Source organism: Allobosea sp. 05T433 (assembly GCF_056396065.1).
In genome coordinates this window covers 1-13,759 of record NZ_JBFTKS010000057.1, presented here as the reverse complement: position 1 = coordinate 13,759, position 13,759 = coordinate 1, and the positions used below count along the sequence as shown (strand labels likewise).

The following is a 13,759-nucleotide window of genomic DNA, read 5'->3' as shown; positions in this document are numbered from 1 at the left end:
TGTTCTCCGACACGTAGTCGTCAAGATACTCGGGAAGCAGGACACCCTGCCGACGGTCTTCACTCTCAACGAAGCGCTTCATCTAAGCTCCCGGAGCATCACCTCCAGGAATCCTAGCCGACTCGGCTCTTTTCACACAGCCTCCACCCATCTCAGACGTTGCTGGCGGGCCGCCGTCACTTCCGGAATCGCCCCGTAGCGGAAGTTGAACATCAACCGCGAGCAATAGCCCTACGTCTTTTCGAGCGGATGGCTTAGACTCGTTGCATGGGACAATTGACCTTCAGCATCAACGTCACCCTGGACGGCTGCGTCGACCACCAGGAGGGAATTGCCGACGACGAGACACACGCCTTCTTCACCCGCCTTATGGACGAGAGCGGGGCGATGCTGTGGGGCCGCATCACCTACGAGATGATGGAGAGCTACTGGCCGGCAGTCGCCCGCGGCGACGTGGAGGCGCCGCCGGCGATACTTGAGTGGGCGGTCAAGCTGGACGCCAAGCCGAAATACGTGGTGTCGTCGACGCGAAAGGCCTTCCCGTGGACCAACAGCCACCACATCGCCGGCGACCTGCGAACAGGCGTGCAGAGGCTCAAGGACGCGACCCCGGCCGGCGTGCTCCTCTGTAGCGGCAAGCTCGCGACCGAGCTGGACCGGCTGGATCTGATCGACGAGTACAAGGTCCTCGTCCATCCCAGGATCGCCGGCCACGGCCCAACCCTCTACCAGAGTGGGCTGCCCAGCACGCGACGGCTCGAGCTGATCTCGGCCACGCCGCTCCGCAGCGGCGCCGTCGCCACGCATTACCGGCGCGAGCGCTGACTCGGAGCAGCCTCTAGACGCCCATAGACGTCCGCAGTTGATCTCCAACCTGGGCCATTGTCGTCGGCTTGATCCGGCCCAGTTTCTCCGCGTGGGCTGCCTCGATCGTCGCGATTTTGCATGGGCGAATGACCGATGGCGCCGGCAACCCGACCTCGCCATAAGTCAGGCCCAGCGACACGTCACCCGGCCATGACCGATTCTCGGCGCTGGTGATCATGGCCACCCACAACAGGCCTTCGCCCTCCCCTACGCCGCCATGGCTGACGACAAGCGCCGGCCGATGCTGGCGGGTGTTGCGGTCGTTTAAGGGGAACGGCACACGGACAATGTCACCCTGGCTGAACTCAGAGTTTGGCATAGGCTCTCCGGTCGGCTTCGCTATCCCACTCGCTGAATGTGCCAAACGGGTCTTCGGCCGGGGCTGCTGCCGGTGCCTTGCGGATCACGACCGTGTCGCCCTCGATTCTATAGGCAATCTCGTCGCCCTCGCGCAGATGCAGCGCGGCCCGGATGGGCTGCGGAATCGTCGTCTGCGCCTTTGATGTCAGCTTGCTCGTGATCATGCGGAACTCCTGTAAGGAAGCTCCTTACAGTAAGGAAATTCCTTTCAGACGGCGAGCTAAGAGCGAGTCGCCAGTACGGCGTCTCTCGTTCTGAACCAGGCGGTGGGCGCCTCCCGAGCCCCGGTAAGAGGCGCTGCTGCGCGCCACACGCGGGCATCCGCCACTCCCCGGAAACCGGACGGTCCCGGGCGCCCCTTCCGCCGGCTTCCCAGATCATGCTGACATGGTGCGGCGGCACTCCGGGTTAGCGGAGCTGCCCTGGCATGTGATGGAGCGGGTCGTGAAGGCTTTCTGGGTGAAGACGGCGTCCGCCAATATCCTGTATCAGGACATTCCGGGGACCGGCACGCCCCTGGTATTCATCCACGGTCTCGGCTGCGCGTCATCCTGTGACTATCCGCGCGTGATCGCGGATACGGCCTTGGCCGGGCGCCGGGCGATACTGGTCGATCTGCTCGGCTCCGGCTTCAGCGAAAGGCCGGCAGACTTCTGCTATTCCATCGAAGGCCATGCTCGCTCGGTTGCCGGGCTCATCGGGAGCGTCTGCGAGGGGCCTGTCAGCCTCTTCGGTCACAGCATGGGAGGGGCAGTGGCGATCACCCTGGCTGCGTTGCTCCCCAAGGTCGAAGCGCTCGTGCTTGGCGAACCGAATCTGGAGCCGGGCGGTGGCTTCTTCAGCAAGGCAATCGCCGACATGTCCGAGGGCGAGTTAGTGGCGCGCGGCCATGCGGCGACCGTCGCGACTGCAAGGGCGGTCGGCAATACGGTCTGGGCTGCCTCATTGGCCATCAGCGCCCCGTTCGCAGTCCACCGGGAAGCAGTATCGCTGATCGCCGGATGCAACCCGACATGGCGCGAAATGCTCGGCAGCCTGACCACGCGAAAAACACTCCTCGTCGGAGAGCGCTCGCTGCCAGCCCCCGAATTTGATGGCTTGCCGGATGAGGTATGCGGCGTCGCGATCGTGCCCCAGGCGGGCCATTCGATGGCGTGGGACAATCCGGGCGGGCTCGCCGAGGCGATCGCCAAGGCAACAGGCTGAGCCTTCGTTCGCCGGGCAGCGCCAAGAAAAGCCGCCTCTGAGCGCTCACGGCTCTGCGTGCATGTCGCGGAATAGCCGTGGCGCAATGCCGAAGCGGCGTTCGAAGGCGTCCGCCAGGCGCGCGGTTGGGAAAAGCCCCACTTGCGCCGCAACCGCCTTCAGCGACAGCCCGCGCGACAGGAGCATGCGCGCGGCGTCGAGCCGGGCGATCTCGACAAAGCGGGCCGGCGTCTCGCCGGTCGCTGCCACGAACTTGCGATGGAAGGTGCGTTGCAACAGCCCGGCGCGGGCCGCCAGCGACGGCACGTCCAGCGGCGCGTCGAGATTCGCCTGCATCCACCCGATTAGGTCGGCAAACGGGCTGTCGCCCTTCACCTGCGCCTCCAGCAGCGGACTGAACTGGGACTGGTAGCCGGGGCGCCGGGCATAGAGCACCAGCCGTCTGGCAACCTCGCCGGCGATCGACGCATCGAGATCCTGCGTGATCATCGCCAGCGCCATGTCGATGCCGGTGGTGACCCCGGCCGAGGTCCATAGCTTGCCGTCGACCAGATAGAGGGCGTCAGGATCGACTGCCACCTTCGGAAAGGTCTTCGCAAAAGGCGTGCAGGCATCCCAATGCGTCGCGACACGACGGCCGTCGAGCAGCCCGAGTGCCGCCAGGGCGAAGCCGCCGGTGCAGACCGAGCCGAAACGCTCCGCCTGCCCCGCGAGCTGCGGGAGGCCTGCCCAGAGGGCTGAATCCGCCACCGCCTGCAGGAGTGGCTCGCGTTCGGCCCCTGCAACCAGCAGCGTCTGGGCGTCCCCGGGCCGAAGCTCGGCAATCGGTCGCGTCTCCAGCGCGACGCCGCTGCTGCTTTCGATGGCTCCGCCCGGGGCCGATGCGAGTACGACCCTGTAGAACGCCGGCTTGCCGCGCTGCTGCAGGGCGCGGTTGGCGCCGCTGAAGACCGATGTCGGCCCGGAGACGTCGAGCAGCTCGAAACCGCGATAGACGATGAAGGCGACAGCGTGCATTGGCAGAAATTGCCATCTCTTTGTCATGTCCGCCAGAACTCGCCGCTGCTAGTTTCCGCGGGCATGAGGACGTTCCGGATGAGGCCAACCGGCCCATTCGCGGCGTTCCGCCCTTCTTCCGTTCCGGGAGACGTAAAGCGATGTCGAGATCATACGTCCTGTGGGGTGGTGTCGCTCTCATTCTCCTGTCCCTCGCCGGCTTCGGCGGCTGGGTCTTCAGCCTGCCGTCCGCGAGGGCGGCCACAGAGGCGCCGCCGGTGCCGCAGGAGGAAGCCGACGCGATGCGCGTTTCGCTTAAACCCGCGAAGCGCGAGCGCCCCTGGTCGCGGTGATCGGCATCAACGACGCCACCGAGACGACCGACTACCTGATGCCGGGCGGCATCCTGCGCCGCGCGGACGTAGCCGACGTCATGATGCTGGCGACCGGTCCAGGACCGGTGCGGCTCTTCCCGGCCCTCGTCGCGGAGCCTGACGCCACCATCGCCACATTCGACGCAAGCCATCCCGAAGGAGCCGATTATGTGGTCGTGCCCGCCATGAGCCGTGACGACGATCCAGCCGCGATCGCCTGGATCCGGAGCCAGGCGAAAAAGGGGGCGGCGATCATCGGCATCTGCGCCGGCGCCAAAGTCGTCGCGGCAGCCGGCCTGCTCGACGGCAAGCGCGCGACGACGCATTGGTACTATCTCGGCGCGATGCTGACGCGCAGTCCGACGATCGCCTATGTCCCGGACCGGCGGATCGTCTCGGACAAGGGCGTGACGACCACGACCGGCATCACCGCCTCCATGCCGATGATGCTGACGCTGATCGAGGCGATCGCCGGCCCTGCCAGGGCGGAAGCGGTCGCGCAGGAGCTCGGCCTCGACGCGTGGGATATGCGCCATGCCAGCGGCGCGTTCAGGCTTACCCGTCCGTTCGCGCTGACCGTGCTCGCCAACAGGCTGGCCTTCTGGAACCGGGAGGAACGCGGCATCCCCCTGGTGCCGGGCATGGACGAGGCGACGCTTGCCCTGGTTGCCGATGCATGGTCGCGAACCTACCGCTCCCATGCGACGACCTATGCCGGCGCGATGGAAGCGGTCGAGACCCGCAACGGCCTGCGTATCGTTCCCGACCGCGCGGGCGCGCCCCTGGCGCCAGACCAGCGCGTCGCGACCTTTCCCGACCGCAAGCCTGCCCAGGCGCTCGATCTCGTGCTCGACGCGATCACCGCCCGCTACGGCGCGCGGACCAGCGATGTCGTCGCGATGCAGCTTGAATATCCCAGGCGATAGCGGAGCGATGACGGGGCTGGCCGGTGCTCCGGATTTTTTTTCGGGAGCGCTGTCGAATTCTCACCAGCCCGTTCGTCGTAGATGTGTCGAGCGTGAAGGGCCGCCGGCCGGGAGAGAACCGAACACCCTAAAACCGAACCAGGAGGAGAGATCCATGCCGAGCACGATCCGACTGCACCGCGTCTTCGCCGCCAGGCCCGAGAAGCTCTACCGCGCATTCCTCGAACCGGACGCGATTGCGAGCTGGCTGCCCCCTTACGGCTTTACCTGCACCGTCCATGAGCTCGATGCGAAGGTCGGTGGCCACCACCGGATGTCGTTCCGGAATTTTACCACGGGGCACAGCCACGCCTTCGGCGGAACCTATCTGGAGCTCGTTCCCGGTCAGCGCCTCGTCTACACCGACAGGTTCGACGACCCGAACCTGCCCGGCGAGATGAAGGTCACGGTGATCTTGAAGGCCGTGTTCGTCGGCACCGAGGTGACTATCGAGCAAGAGGGCGTGCCGGACGTGATCCCCACCGAGGCCTGCTATCTCGGCTGGCAGGAATCCCTGCGCAAGCTCGCGAAACTCGCCGAGCCCGAGATCAACCAGTAGCAAACGCGGTGCCGGAACGGCTCCGGGACGATCGCTCGCCCTGAGCCCGATCCGGCCCCGCCGCAGCGAGCGTCGGATGGTTCGGCCCCCCTGCCCCCGCTAACGGTATCGGTGCGCCGCTACGAGCGCGCCCTCCCAGGCGAACTGATCCATCTCGAGATCAGGACGTTCAATCGGTTCACCCCACCCTTTGAAGCGGAATGAGGTAGCAAAGACCACCATCCGCTCCTGGCCCGCCGGGCCACTGCCAATGACCGGACGTTCCGAAGGTCGCAGGAAGGGTGGAAACCGGTCGGTCTGCTTTCGGTTATGGAACCAGGAAAAGTGGACATTGGGCGAGGGCAGAAACGGGAAGGCAGTCATCGACCAAGTTTGGGCAGTCCATGATGGCCGTAAGTCACGGCCTGGCGGCTAGCGCTGGAACGTGAGGTGGACAGTGCCGCTCTCGGCCGTTTCCGACTTGACGGTGTAGCCGGCTTCCAACCCGCGTAACTCGTCCCAGAGGCGTATGCCCCGCCCCAGCAGAATTGGGGTAATGGCTACATGCAGGCGGTCGACAAGCCCGGCCTTCAGATAGTCGCGAACCATGGTTGGTCCGCCACCTATCCGCACATCCTTGCCGTTTGCGGCTGTCACGGCCTGCTGCAGCGCATCAACCGGGTCCGCCGCGAGGAAGTGGAACGTGGTGCCTCCAGCCATCTCGATGGAGGGCCGCCGCTTGTGCGTCAGGACGAAGACCGGGCAGCCGAATGGCGGCTCATCGCCCCACCACCCCTTCCAGTTCGGATCGTCGGGAAAGTTGTGCAGCCCGAACTTGCCGGCGCCCATGATTTCCGCGCCGATGTTGTCGAAGTAGTCCTTTGCATACGCATCGTCCATGCCGGTGGTGCCTTTGCCGCTGGTGTCCTTGAACACACGTTCCCGGAACGTCCTCGTCGCGACATAAGCGCCGACCAGGCGCGACCAGTCCTGGCCGAACGGATTGTCTGGCGTCTGGTCCGTCGTTGTTGCGAAGCCATCGAGCGAGATAACAAGGTCCACACGAACTGCCATTGGTGCACTCCCAAACACTAAGGTACTCACCTTCGTATTCGCAGCCAAACACTAAGGCAAGTGCCTTTTTATTATTGACCGGCACGGCCGGCCGCTTTACCGAGCTATATGCCCTACCACTCGACCCCCCTCGACCTCGCCTTTCACGCCCTCAGCGACCCGACCCGCCGCGCGGTGGTGTCGCGACTGGTCGAGGGCGAGCTGCCGGTGACCGCACTGGCCGAGCCTTTCGACATGGCGCTGCCCTCCTTCGCCCAGCATCTCAAGGTGTTGGAGGATTGCGGATTGATCGCCAGCGAGAAGCGCGGGCGCAGCCGCTGGTGCCGGCTGGAGCGGGCGCGCTTCGCCGAGGCGGCAGACTGGATGGAAGCGGAGCGCCGACGCTGGGCCGAGCGGCTCGACCGGCTGGAAACTTATTTGGACAAGGCGGAAGAGAACGACGATGGAAAAGCTGTTTGAGACCTGGTCGCTCGACCGTGAGATCGTGCTGGTCAAGGTGCTGAAGCACCCGCGCAATAAGGTCTTCGCTGCCTGGATGGACCCGGAAGCGCTGGCGCAGTGGTACGGCCCGGCTGGCCTCAACATCGAGAACCACAAGGCCGATATCCGCGAAGGCGGGGAATGGCGCTTCGACATGGTGGGCGTGTTCGAGGGCCAAAAGCAGCGCTTCCCCAATCTCATGCGCTTCCTGAAGGTCGTGCCGAACGAGCTGATCGTGGTGGACTATGGTACCCCGGACCCCAACGACCCGGAGCGCTTCTACATGACGGTTACCTTCGATGAGCAGACCGACGGCAAGACCGTGCTGACCATGCGCCAGCTTCACCCAAGCCGCGAACGCCGACAGGTGGTCGTCGGTTTCGGCGCGGTGGAATATGGGCTGCAGACGCTGGACGGCCTCGCCACTTGGCTGGATGGTTGAACGCTGCTCATCTGGAGGGTTGGCGGTCGCCGCGCCATAGTGCCCATAAACGACCGCTTTCAGGACTTTGCGGTCCAACCGCGAACGTCCGAGATGGGTCGAATTTGCCCCTTCGGCCTTGGTTCGGAAGCTGGCATTCGATCAGGCGAGATGGGAAGCGGTCGTCCACGTGCTCGTCTTGTTCGATGGAACACGCCCTCATTCGCGTTGCCAGCGATGCTGACTGGCAAGTCTACCACGCTATCCGCGGCGCGGTTCTGTGGGAGGAACGGGGTCTAAGCGGCTACGACGAAGCCCGTCCGGAAGAGCGACTGCCCCACCACCATCCCCTGCTGCTGAAGTTCAAGGGGCAGGGAGCCGGTACGACAAGGCTCGATGATCTACGCGATGGACGGGTATCGTCAGGCTCGTTGCCATCACTGCCGCCATTCGCGGACAGGGCCACGGTCGAATCTTGAACGCGATGGTGGAAGGATACGCGCACAGGCTCGGAATCAGTATCCTGTTCGTGAACGCGGCTTCGGATGCTGAAGGGTTCTATGCCGCGACGGGGTGGAAACGCTTCGAGGGCCATCCGCCGCGGCTGCTTGAACACGCTAACAACTGCGTCCCAATGCAGAAGACGATCATCCGCCAAGGGGCAAAATCGACCCAAGCCGGGCTTGGTGGTCTTTGCGACCGAAGACCGCTTTGAAGGAGGCTAACCAAAGCATCGGCCCGAAAAGTGGATTGCGGCTTTCGGGACAAGGCCGATGCAAACACAGAAGGCTGGATCATCGGGCCGGATGCGATATCCGGTCCGATGATCCAGCCAATTCCCGCTCGAGGAATTCGCGAAGTTCAGATGTCGCGCGCCTGCTCGCCGCCTCGTCGAATTTGCTCCAGTGCCCGTAGATCTGACGCGGCTCTGCGAAAATCGGGAAATTGAATGAGTGGTACACGCCTGGGAACACGGTGAGGCTCAGTCCGGCGGGGCCACCGAGCTGACGCCGGGCGGCTGCTTCGCAGTCAGATGCGAGGGTCCAATCGTCCCTGTCGCCGATGAGAACGAGTGTCGGGATGACCAAGGGCTCGGTCAGGATCTCGCAAGGCGGGTAATAGGTTGCAGCCGCCTTGAACCTGAGCTCGTCGGGCATCTCATAGAGCGTCTTATGCGATTGCATCGCAATCCTGAGCGCTACCCCGCCGCCATGCGAATAGCCCAGGACGGCGATCCGCGATGGATCAACGAAGGGAAGCTTTGAGAGGTAGAACAGCGCACCAAACGCATCTTCGACCCGAGGCGCCTTATCGCGCCTTTCAGGCACGCAGGCGTCTTCAATGCCTCGTGGGGTGAAACTGTCCGGCACCAGCACGACGTAACCCCAATCGCGGATTGCTTCGGCCTCCCGTCGATGGGACGTACTCAATCCGCCGCAGCCATGCAGCAAGACAACCGCCGGGTGCCGGCCTTCCCCGATAGGTTTGGAAAGATATCCGCTGATCACGACCGCGGGATCATTCTCGCTGCTGTCTCCGCGAGCTTTGGCACGCGCTTTCTGGAAATCGCTCAGGCGATAGGTCATCGAGGGGAATTGAACGACCTCTTCAGCATACGAATGTGTCGTCAGCCCAAGAAGGAGCATGGCCAGGGTGGAGAGCATGGCTCGCTTTGGGGACGAAGGCATTTGCGAAGCTCCCAGCGTTCAACCTGTAACGTCGAAAGAGATGCAACGATAGCCGATCGGCGTCACCGTCGCCCGTCATGACCGACCACGGCTCCAGCTCCAAAGCCCATGCCTGCCGCGATCTCGGCCTGCGCCAGATTCCTCCGGCGTCCGCGAGCGCCTGAGCGCATATAACCTTCAACCTGCGCGCGCCCCCTACCCCTCTGAATGGCCCGGCGAAGAGTTGTCGCGACGATGACGACCGGCTCCAAACCCGGCTCCGGCTCGACCGGGAATCCGACACGCTCCGCGAGGATGAGCCAAAGATCGGGAGGGCGGCCGCGCGTGAATGACGAAGCCGTTTATTGAGCGTAGGATCGTGTTCGAAGCCTTCCGCCGAGAACGCGTTTCGAGGAAAAGGGCATGGGGCACGGCAGACGTCCTCGTTGGCGCGCTTATGACAATAGCGGCGCAGGCGGATCTCTGCGCGATCAGCGCAGTGCGCGCCGACATCTACCTCTTTCGAATATTCGGACCCGCGAGTTCGGCATCGGCCCGGAAATGCAATCAATTTTCGAATTAAATTGTTGCAACGACACGCCAACCACTGACCTGAGACGCATCATCAAGTTTTAAATTCCTTATTGATACATAATATCTGTCCTTGGTGGAATTTTGACCATCATAAATTGCAGCAGCTGAAACAAAGGACTTGAGTGACTGCAGCTTGAGCCAGTGCCCGAAGCAGAGGCACGCCTCGAAACAAGGGTGGAATCGACCTATGCCGCTTCTGGAGCTTCAGGGTATCTCAAAACACTTTGGTGCGATCGAAGCACTCAAGGGCATCGATCTGGCGATCGATGCCGGAGAGGTCGTCGGCCTGATGGGCGACAATGGCGCCGGCAAATCGACATTGGTGAAGATTGTCGCCGGCAATTTTCTCCCCTCCGAGGGCGAGCTTCGCCTTGATGGCATCGTCAAGCACTTTCGCCGGCCGGTCGACGCCCGGACTGACGGTATCGAGGTCGTCTATCAGGACCTCGCCCTGTGCGATAATCTGACTGCGGCCGCCAATGTCTTCCTCGGCCGCGAACTGAAACGCCGCATCGGTCCGCTGGTGATCCTTGACTACAAGGCGATGTACGCCCGCGCCGCAGAGCTGTTCAAGGAGCTCAAGTCGGAGACCCGCCCCCGCGATCTCGTGAAACTGATGTCCGGCGGCCAGCGCCAGGCTGTGGCGATCGCGCGGACACGTCTGGCCAACGCGAAGATGGTGCTGATGGACGAGCCCACGGCGGCGATCAGCGTTCGCCAGGTCGCCGAGGTGCTGGATCTGATCCACCGGCTCAAGGATCGCGGGATCGCCGTCGTTCTGATCAGTCACCGCATGCCGGACGTGTTCGCGGTCTGTGACCGGGTGGTCGTGATGAGGCGAGGACGCAAGGTCGCGGACAAGGCGATTGCATCGAGTTCTCCTGAAGAGGTGACCGGACTGATCACCGGCGCCATCCAGGCCGCCTGATGCTGCGCGAGGAGCCCCCTATGTCGAGCGCCACGATCCGCCCGATCCCGAGCAGTGTCGCCATCGAGGACGTCACGGGCCTCAGGGAGCGAAGCCTCCTGCAGAAGCTGCTCGCGAGCCAGCCGTTCTGGGTGACGATCGCGCTGATCGCCATGGTCCTCGTGATGACATGGGATCAACCAGACGCCTTTGCCTCGGCCGACAACTTCTTCAACATCACGCGGAACTTCGCCTTCATCGGCATCATGGCCATCGGCATGACCGCCGTCATCCTCACCGGCGGCATCGATTTGTCGGTTGGCTCCATCATGGGGCTCGCCGGCGTCGTCAGCGGGCTCGTCCTCCAGGCCGAGGGGCATTGGCTGCTCGCGATCCTCGCCGGCCTTCTCACCGGCGCGGCTGTCGGGGTCGTGAATGGCGTGCTGATCTCCTATGTCGGCCTGCCGGCCTTCGTCGTCACGCTCGGGATGCTGTCGGGCGCCCGCTCGCTTGCCATCGTCCTGTCCGAAAACAAGATGATCTACGAATTCGGCCCTTGGGGAGACACCTTCAACGCCATCGGTGGCGGGGCGATCTTCGGCCTTGCCAACCCGGTCTGGGTGCTGCTCGCGCTGGCCATCATCTTCAGCATCATCCTCAACTTCACCGGCTGGGGCAATTATCTCTATGCCATCGGCAGCAACGAGAACGCCGCCCGCCTGACTGGCGTGCCGGTCCGGCGGATCAAGCTGCAGGCCTATATCGTCTCAGGCCTGACAGCCGCGCTGAGCGCCGTTCTCATCGTCGGCTGGCAAGGCTCCGCCATCAATGCGCTCGGACAGGGCTATGAATTGCGGGTGATCGCTTCGACCGTGATCGGCGGCGCCGATCTGATGGGTGGCCAGGGCGGAGCCTACGGCGCCGTGATCGGGGCCGCCCTCATCGAGGTGATCCGCAATTCCCTGCTCATGGCCGGCGTCGATTCCAACTGGCAGGGCGCCTTCGTCGGCCTGTTCATCGTATTGGCGGTTCTGCTGCAGCGGATCCGCGGCAAGGGTTCGGCATGAGGAAGACCGGACGACAATAACCACCAGGAGGAGAGGCTCATGAAAACGCTGACTTTAGGTGTCGCCGCGCTCGCACTGCTCGCCGTTGGAGGAGAAGCCCAGTCTCAGGGCAAGAAATACGTCTTCGCCCTGGTTCCCAAGAACATGAACAATCCCTTCTTCGATCAGGCCCGCGACGGCTGCAAGAAGGCCGAGAAGGAACTCAACGGCGCGATCGAGTGCCTTTATATCGGGCCTGGCGAACATGGCGGCGGCGATGAACAGGTCCAGGTCATCAACGATCTCATTGCCAAGAAGGTCGATGGCATCGCCGTCTCGCCGTCGAATGCCGCCGCGATGGGCAAGGCGCTCGAGGGCGCCAAAAAGGCGGGAATTCCGGTTCTGACCTGGGATTCCGACCTGCTTGCGAAGGACAAGGGCCTGCGCACCGCCTATGTCGGCACCTATAACTACGACATCGGCGTCAATCTCGCGAAGCTCGTCCAGCAGATCAAGCCAAAGGGTGGCACGATCTGCATCCAGTCGGGTGGCGCGGCCGCTGCAAACCATAACGAGCGCATGCAAGGGATTCGCGATACGCTTGCCGGCGCGAAATCGGCCTCCGCGCCTGGGGCAAAGCTCACCGGTCAGCATGGCTGGACCGAGGCCGCGGGTTGCCCGCTCTACACCAATGACGACTTCCCGCTATCGGTGCAGCAAATGGAGGATACGCTCGGCAAGAACCCCAAGCTCGATGCCTTCGTGCCGACCGGCGGCTTCCCGCAATTCATCCCGCAGGCGTATCGCAAGGTCGCCGAGAAGTATAAGGCCCGCATCGATGACGGCTCGCTTGCGCTGGTCGTCGCAGATACGCTGCCCGTCCAGATGGATCTCCTGAAGGCGGGCCTGTCCAAGGGCCAAGTCGGTCAGCGCCCCTTCGAGATGGGCTACAAGACCATGTTCTTCCTGAAGGAGATGAAGGACGGCAAGCCCGCCCCGAAGGATCCCACCTATACCGGCCTCGATGTCTGCACGCCGCAGAATGCCGCGACCTGCGTCGGCGCCGGGAGCTAAAGCATCGGCCCGAAAAGTGGATTGCGGTTTTCGGGGCAAAGCCGATGCAATCACAGATGGTTAGATCATCGGATCGGATACGATATCCGGTCCGATGAACTAAGCCAGGGCGGGATGCCATCCCGCTCTGGCGCTGACTTCGCCCGGCCTCGCAGTCAGCCGCGATACGGAGCCAGGCAGGCGCCCCAGAACAGGCTGGAAAAGTACCATGTTGGCGGCCCGAACCCGGCGGCCTCCAGCAAAGCAGCGACCTCGTTCTCCGAGGCGGGCGGATCCGCGCCCTGCAAAATCTTGGCGCGCTTCGCCTCGACTTCGTCGGGCCTGGCACCGTGCATGCGCCAGCGCTCTGCCCAGGCCGCCAGCAGCAGAGGTTCGGCGGCGTAGGCAAAGCGATTGCCGGCAAGAATGAGAGGAGCGCCGGGTTTCAGCCGTGACGCAATGGCGTCAAGAATGTCGCCCTTGGCCTTTTTTCCCGGGAGAGGATGCAGCACGCCGATTAAGGTCGCGGCGTCGAAATCGCGCCCGGCGGGAAGCTCTTCGACATAGCCGATCGCGATCTCCGTCCGCTCGAGGAACCCGAGCTCCTGCAACCGCCCCGCCGTAACATCCATCATCTGCGCGGACGGATCGACGGCGACAAATCTCCAGTCCGGTTCAAGAGATGCGGCGCTGACAATCTCCTGTCCGCCGCCGCCAGCCCCAACGGCGAGCACGCGAGCTGCGCTGCCCGGACCGAGCGTCGCCGCCAGCATGCAGGCCGAAAGCTCATGGCACGCTTCGTAACCTGCCAGCGCAATGCGGCTCTGGACGAGGTACTCAGCGGCGCGGTCGGCGTCGAATTTTGCGACAGAGATGGACGTGGTTTCAGCCGAGGCCATAGCTACCTAGCGATGCTTTTCGAATGCAGGCGCGCTGTGGGGGGCGTCCCGATGCGCGAGCCTTCAATCGCTCATTCAGTCCGCCACGGCAAGATTTCGACAGCCAGGGGGGCGCTTTTGTGCATGGCGCTTCTGCCCGAGAGCGGACGCCGGTCATGCCGAAATGGGTGGAGGCCGTGTGCAAACGCGCTATTGGGATGCCTGAGGTGTGCGCCGCGTCGTCTGCGGGTGAAGTTGGACAAGAGTCGCGGCGACCCGTTCAGGTCCGCATCGCCAGAATGAGCGGCCCAGCGCCAAGGATGGCGATCACTC

Annotated in this window: 15 protein-coding genes and 1 pseudogene; 10 read left to right on the top strand and 6 right to left on the bottom strand. The window is 63.7% G+C overall.

Annotation, left to right across the window (positions count from 1 at the left end):
- The first annotated feature begins 267 nt into the window (after nt 1-267).
- Entirely contained in the window at nt 268-825 is a 558-nt protein-coding gene (locus AC1DGP_RS34010) for a dihydrofolate reductase family protein (protein WP_441508879.1), read from the top strand.
- A 13-nt stretch (nt 826-838) separates the two neighbouring features.
- Here AC1DGP_RS34010 and AC1DGP_RS34005 read toward each other — a convergent pair whose 3' ends face one another.
- The gene (locus AC1DGP_RS34005) at nt 839-1,186 is read right to left on the bottom strand and encodes a type II toxin-antitoxin system PemK/MazF family toxin (RefSeq protein WP_441508878.1); all 348 of its coding nucleotides are present in this window, start codon (nt 1,184-1,186) and stop codon (nt 839-841) included.
- The gene (locus tag AC1DGP_RS34000; RefSeq protein ID WP_441508877.1) at nt 1,173-1,391 is read right to left on the bottom strand and encodes an AbrB/MazE/SpoVT family DNA-binding domain-containing protein; all 219 of its coding nucleotides are present in this window, start codon (nt 1,389-1,391) and stop codon (nt 1,173-1,175) included. Before AC1DGP_RS34000 ends, AC1DGP_RS34005 begins: the two co-directional genes overlap by 14 nt.
- A gap of 280 nt (nt 1,392-1,671) precedes the next feature.
- Here AC1DGP_RS34000 and AC1DGP_RS33995 point away from each other — a divergent pair, with 280 nt between their 5' ends.
- On the top strand, nt 1,672-2,433 hold the full coding sequence (locus AC1DGP_RS33995; protein ID WP_441508876.1) for an alpha/beta fold hydrolase: 762 nt from the start codon (nt 1,672-1,674) through the stop codon (nt 2,431-2,433).
- 45 nt (nt 2,434-2,478) lie between these two features.
- Here the strand turns inward: AC1DGP_RS33995 and AC1DGP_RS33990 are convergent, their stop codons facing one another.
- Complete coding sequence (locus AC1DGP_RS33990) at nt 2,479-3,477, bottom strand: GlxA family transcriptional regulator (RefSeq protein WP_476833184.1); 999 nt, start codon at nt 3,475-3,477, stop codon at nt 2,479-2,481.
- A 113-nt stretch (nt 3,478-3,590) separates the two neighbouring features.
- On the opposite strand from AC1DGP_RS33990, the pseudogene AC1DGP_RS33985 reads away from it, so the two are divergent.
- Nucleotides 3,591-4,729, top strand: a pseudogene (locus AC1DGP_RS33985) (DJ-1/PfpI family protein).
- A gap of 154 nt (nt 4,730-4,883) precedes the next feature.
- On the top strand, nt 4,884-5,327 hold the full coding sequence (locus AC1DGP_RS33980) for an SRPBCC family protein (RefSeq protein WP_441508874.1): 444 nt from the start codon (nt 4,884-4,886) through the stop codon (nt 5,325-5,327).
- Between the two features lie 411 nt (nt 5,328-5,738).
- On the opposite strand, the gene AC1DGP_RS33975 is transcribed toward AC1DGP_RS33980, so the two are convergent.
- Nucleotides 5,739-6,380: a dihydrofolate reductase family protein gene (locus tag AC1DGP_RS33975; protein ID WP_043240173.1), complete on the bottom strand. Its 642-nt coding sequence runs from the start codon at nt 6,378-6,380 to the stop codon at nt 5,739-5,741.
- 108 nt (nt 6,381-6,488) lie between these two features.
- On the opposite strand from AC1DGP_RS33975, the gene AC1DGP_RS33970 reads away from it, so the two are divergent.
- The 3 genes from AC1DGP_RS33970 (at nt 6,489) to AC1DGP_RS33960 (ending at nt 7,996) form a co-directional block, all read left to right on the top strand.
- Nucleotides 6,489-6,839: an ArsR/SmtB family transcription factor gene (locus tag AC1DGP_RS33970; RefSeq protein ID WP_441480415.1), complete on the top strand. Its 351-nt coding sequence runs from the start codon at nt 6,489-6,491 to the stop codon at nt 6,837-6,839.
- Complete coding sequence (locus AC1DGP_RS33965; protein WP_441508873.1) at nt 6,823-7,302, top strand: SRPBCC family protein; 480 nt, start codon at nt 6,823-6,825, stop codon at nt 7,300-7,302. The genes AC1DGP_RS33970 and AC1DGP_RS33965 overlap by 17 nt, the downstream gene beginning before the upstream one ends.
- A gap of 397 nt (nt 7,303-7,699) precedes the next feature.
- Nucleotides 7,700-7,996: a GNAT family N-acetyltransferase gene (locus AC1DGP_RS33960; RefSeq protein WP_441508880.1), complete on the top strand. Its 297-nt coding sequence runs from the start codon at nt 7,700-7,702 to the stop codon at nt 7,994-7,996.
- A 79-nt stretch (nt 7,997-8,075) separates the two neighbouring features.
- On the opposite strand, the gene AC1DGP_RS33955 is transcribed toward AC1DGP_RS33960, so the two are convergent.
- On the bottom strand, nt 8,076-8,945 hold the full coding sequence (locus AC1DGP_RS33955) for a dienelactone hydrolase family protein (protein ID WP_476833183.1): 870 nt from the start codon (nt 8,943-8,945) through the stop codon (nt 8,076-8,078).
- Nucleotides 8,946-9,729: 784 nt separating this feature from the next.
- Here AC1DGP_RS33955 and AC1DGP_RS33950 point away from each other — a divergent pair.
- From AC1DGP_RS33950 to AC1DGP_RS33940, 3 genes are read left to right on the top strand one after another with little or no spacing between them, the layout of a single operon-like run.
- Nucleotides 9,730-10,470, top strand: coding sequence for an ATP-binding cassette domain-containing protein (locus tag AC1DGP_RS33950; protein WP_113511900.1), 741 nt, complete (start codon nt 9,730-9,732; stop codon nt 10,468-10,470).
- A gap of 20 nt (nt 10,471-10,490) precedes the next feature.
- Nucleotides 10,491-11,516: an ABC transporter permease gene (locus AC1DGP_RS33945; protein ID WP_441508871.1), complete on the top strand. Its 1,026-nt coding sequence runs from the start codon at nt 10,491-10,493 to the stop codon at nt 11,514-11,516.
- A 39-nt stretch (nt 11,517-11,555) separates the two neighbouring features.
- The gene (locus tag AC1DGP_RS33940; protein WP_441508870.1) at nt 11,556-12,569 is read left to right on the top strand and encodes a sugar-binding protein; all 1,014 of its coding nucleotides are present in this window, start codon (nt 11,556-11,558) and stop codon (nt 12,567-12,569) included.
- 155 nt (nt 12,570-12,724) lie between these two features.
- Here the strand turns inward: AC1DGP_RS33940 and AC1DGP_RS33935 are convergent, their stop codons facing one another.
- Nucleotides 12,725-13,447 carry a class I SAM-dependent methyltransferase gene (locus tag AC1DGP_RS33935; RefSeq protein ID WP_476833182.1) on the bottom strand — a complete coding sequence of 241 codons (723 nt, stop codon included), beginning with the start codon at nt 13,445-13,447 and terminating at the stop codon, nt 12,725-12,727.
- Nucleotides 13,448-13,759 lie beyond the last annotated feature (312 nt).

Excerpts from the sequence above, each read along its gene's own strand:
- AC1DGP_RS33965 (WP_441508873.1), top strand. The coding sequence starts at position 6,823 with ATGGAAAAGCTGTTTGAGACCTGGTCGCTCGACCGTGAGATCGTGCTG.
- AC1DGP_RS33970 (WP_441480415.1), top strand. The coding sequence starts at position 6,489 with ATGCCCTACCACTCGACCCCCCTCGACCTCGCCTTTCACGCCCTCAGC.
- AC1DGP_RS34005 (WP_441508878.1), bottom strand. The coding sequence starts at position 1,186 with ATGCCAAACTCTGAGTTCAGCCAGGGTGACATTGTCCGTGTGCCGTTC.
- AC1DGP_RS33975 (WP_043240173.1), bottom strand. The coding sequence starts at position 6,380 with ATGGCAGTTCGTGTGGACCTTGTTATCTCGCTCGATGGCTTCGCAACA.
- AC1DGP_RS33980 (WP_441508874.1), top strand. The coding sequence starts at position 4,884 with ATGCCGAGCACGATCCGACTGCACCGCGTCTTCGCCGCCAGGCCCGAG.
- AC1DGP_RS33950 (WP_113511900.1), top strand. The coding sequence starts at position 9,730 with ATGCCGCTTCTGGAGCTTCAGGGTATCTCAAAACACTTTGGTGCGATC.
- AC1DGP_RS34000 (WP_441508877.1), bottom strand. The coding sequence starts at position 1,391 with ATGATCACGAGCAAGCTGACATCAAAGGCGCAGACGACGATTCCGCAG.
- AC1DGP_RS33940 (WP_441508870.1), top strand. The coding sequence starts at position 11,556 with ATGAAAACGCTGACTTTAGGTGTCGCCGCGCTCGCACTGCTCGCCGTT.
- AC1DGP_RS34010 (WP_441508879.1), top strand. The coding sequence starts at position 268 with ATGGGACAATTGACCTTCAGCATCAACGTCACCCTGGACGGCTGCGTC.
- AC1DGP_RS33990 (WP_476833184.1), bottom strand. The coding sequence starts at position 3,477 with ATGACAAAGAGATGGCAATTTCTGCCAATGCACGCTGTCGCCTTCATC.
- AC1DGP_RS33955 (WP_476833183.1), bottom strand. The coding sequence starts at position 8,945 with ATGCTCTCCACCCTGGCCATGCTCCTTCTTGGGCTGACGACACATTCG.
- AC1DGP_RS33945 (WP_441508871.1), top strand. The coding sequence starts at position 10,491 with ATGTCGAGCGCCACGATCCGCCCGATCCCGAGCAGTGTCGCCATCGAG.
- AC1DGP_RS33935 (WP_476833182.1), bottom strand. The coding sequence starts at position 13,447 with ATGGCCTCGGCTGAAACCACGTCCATCTCTGTCGCAAAATTCGACGCC.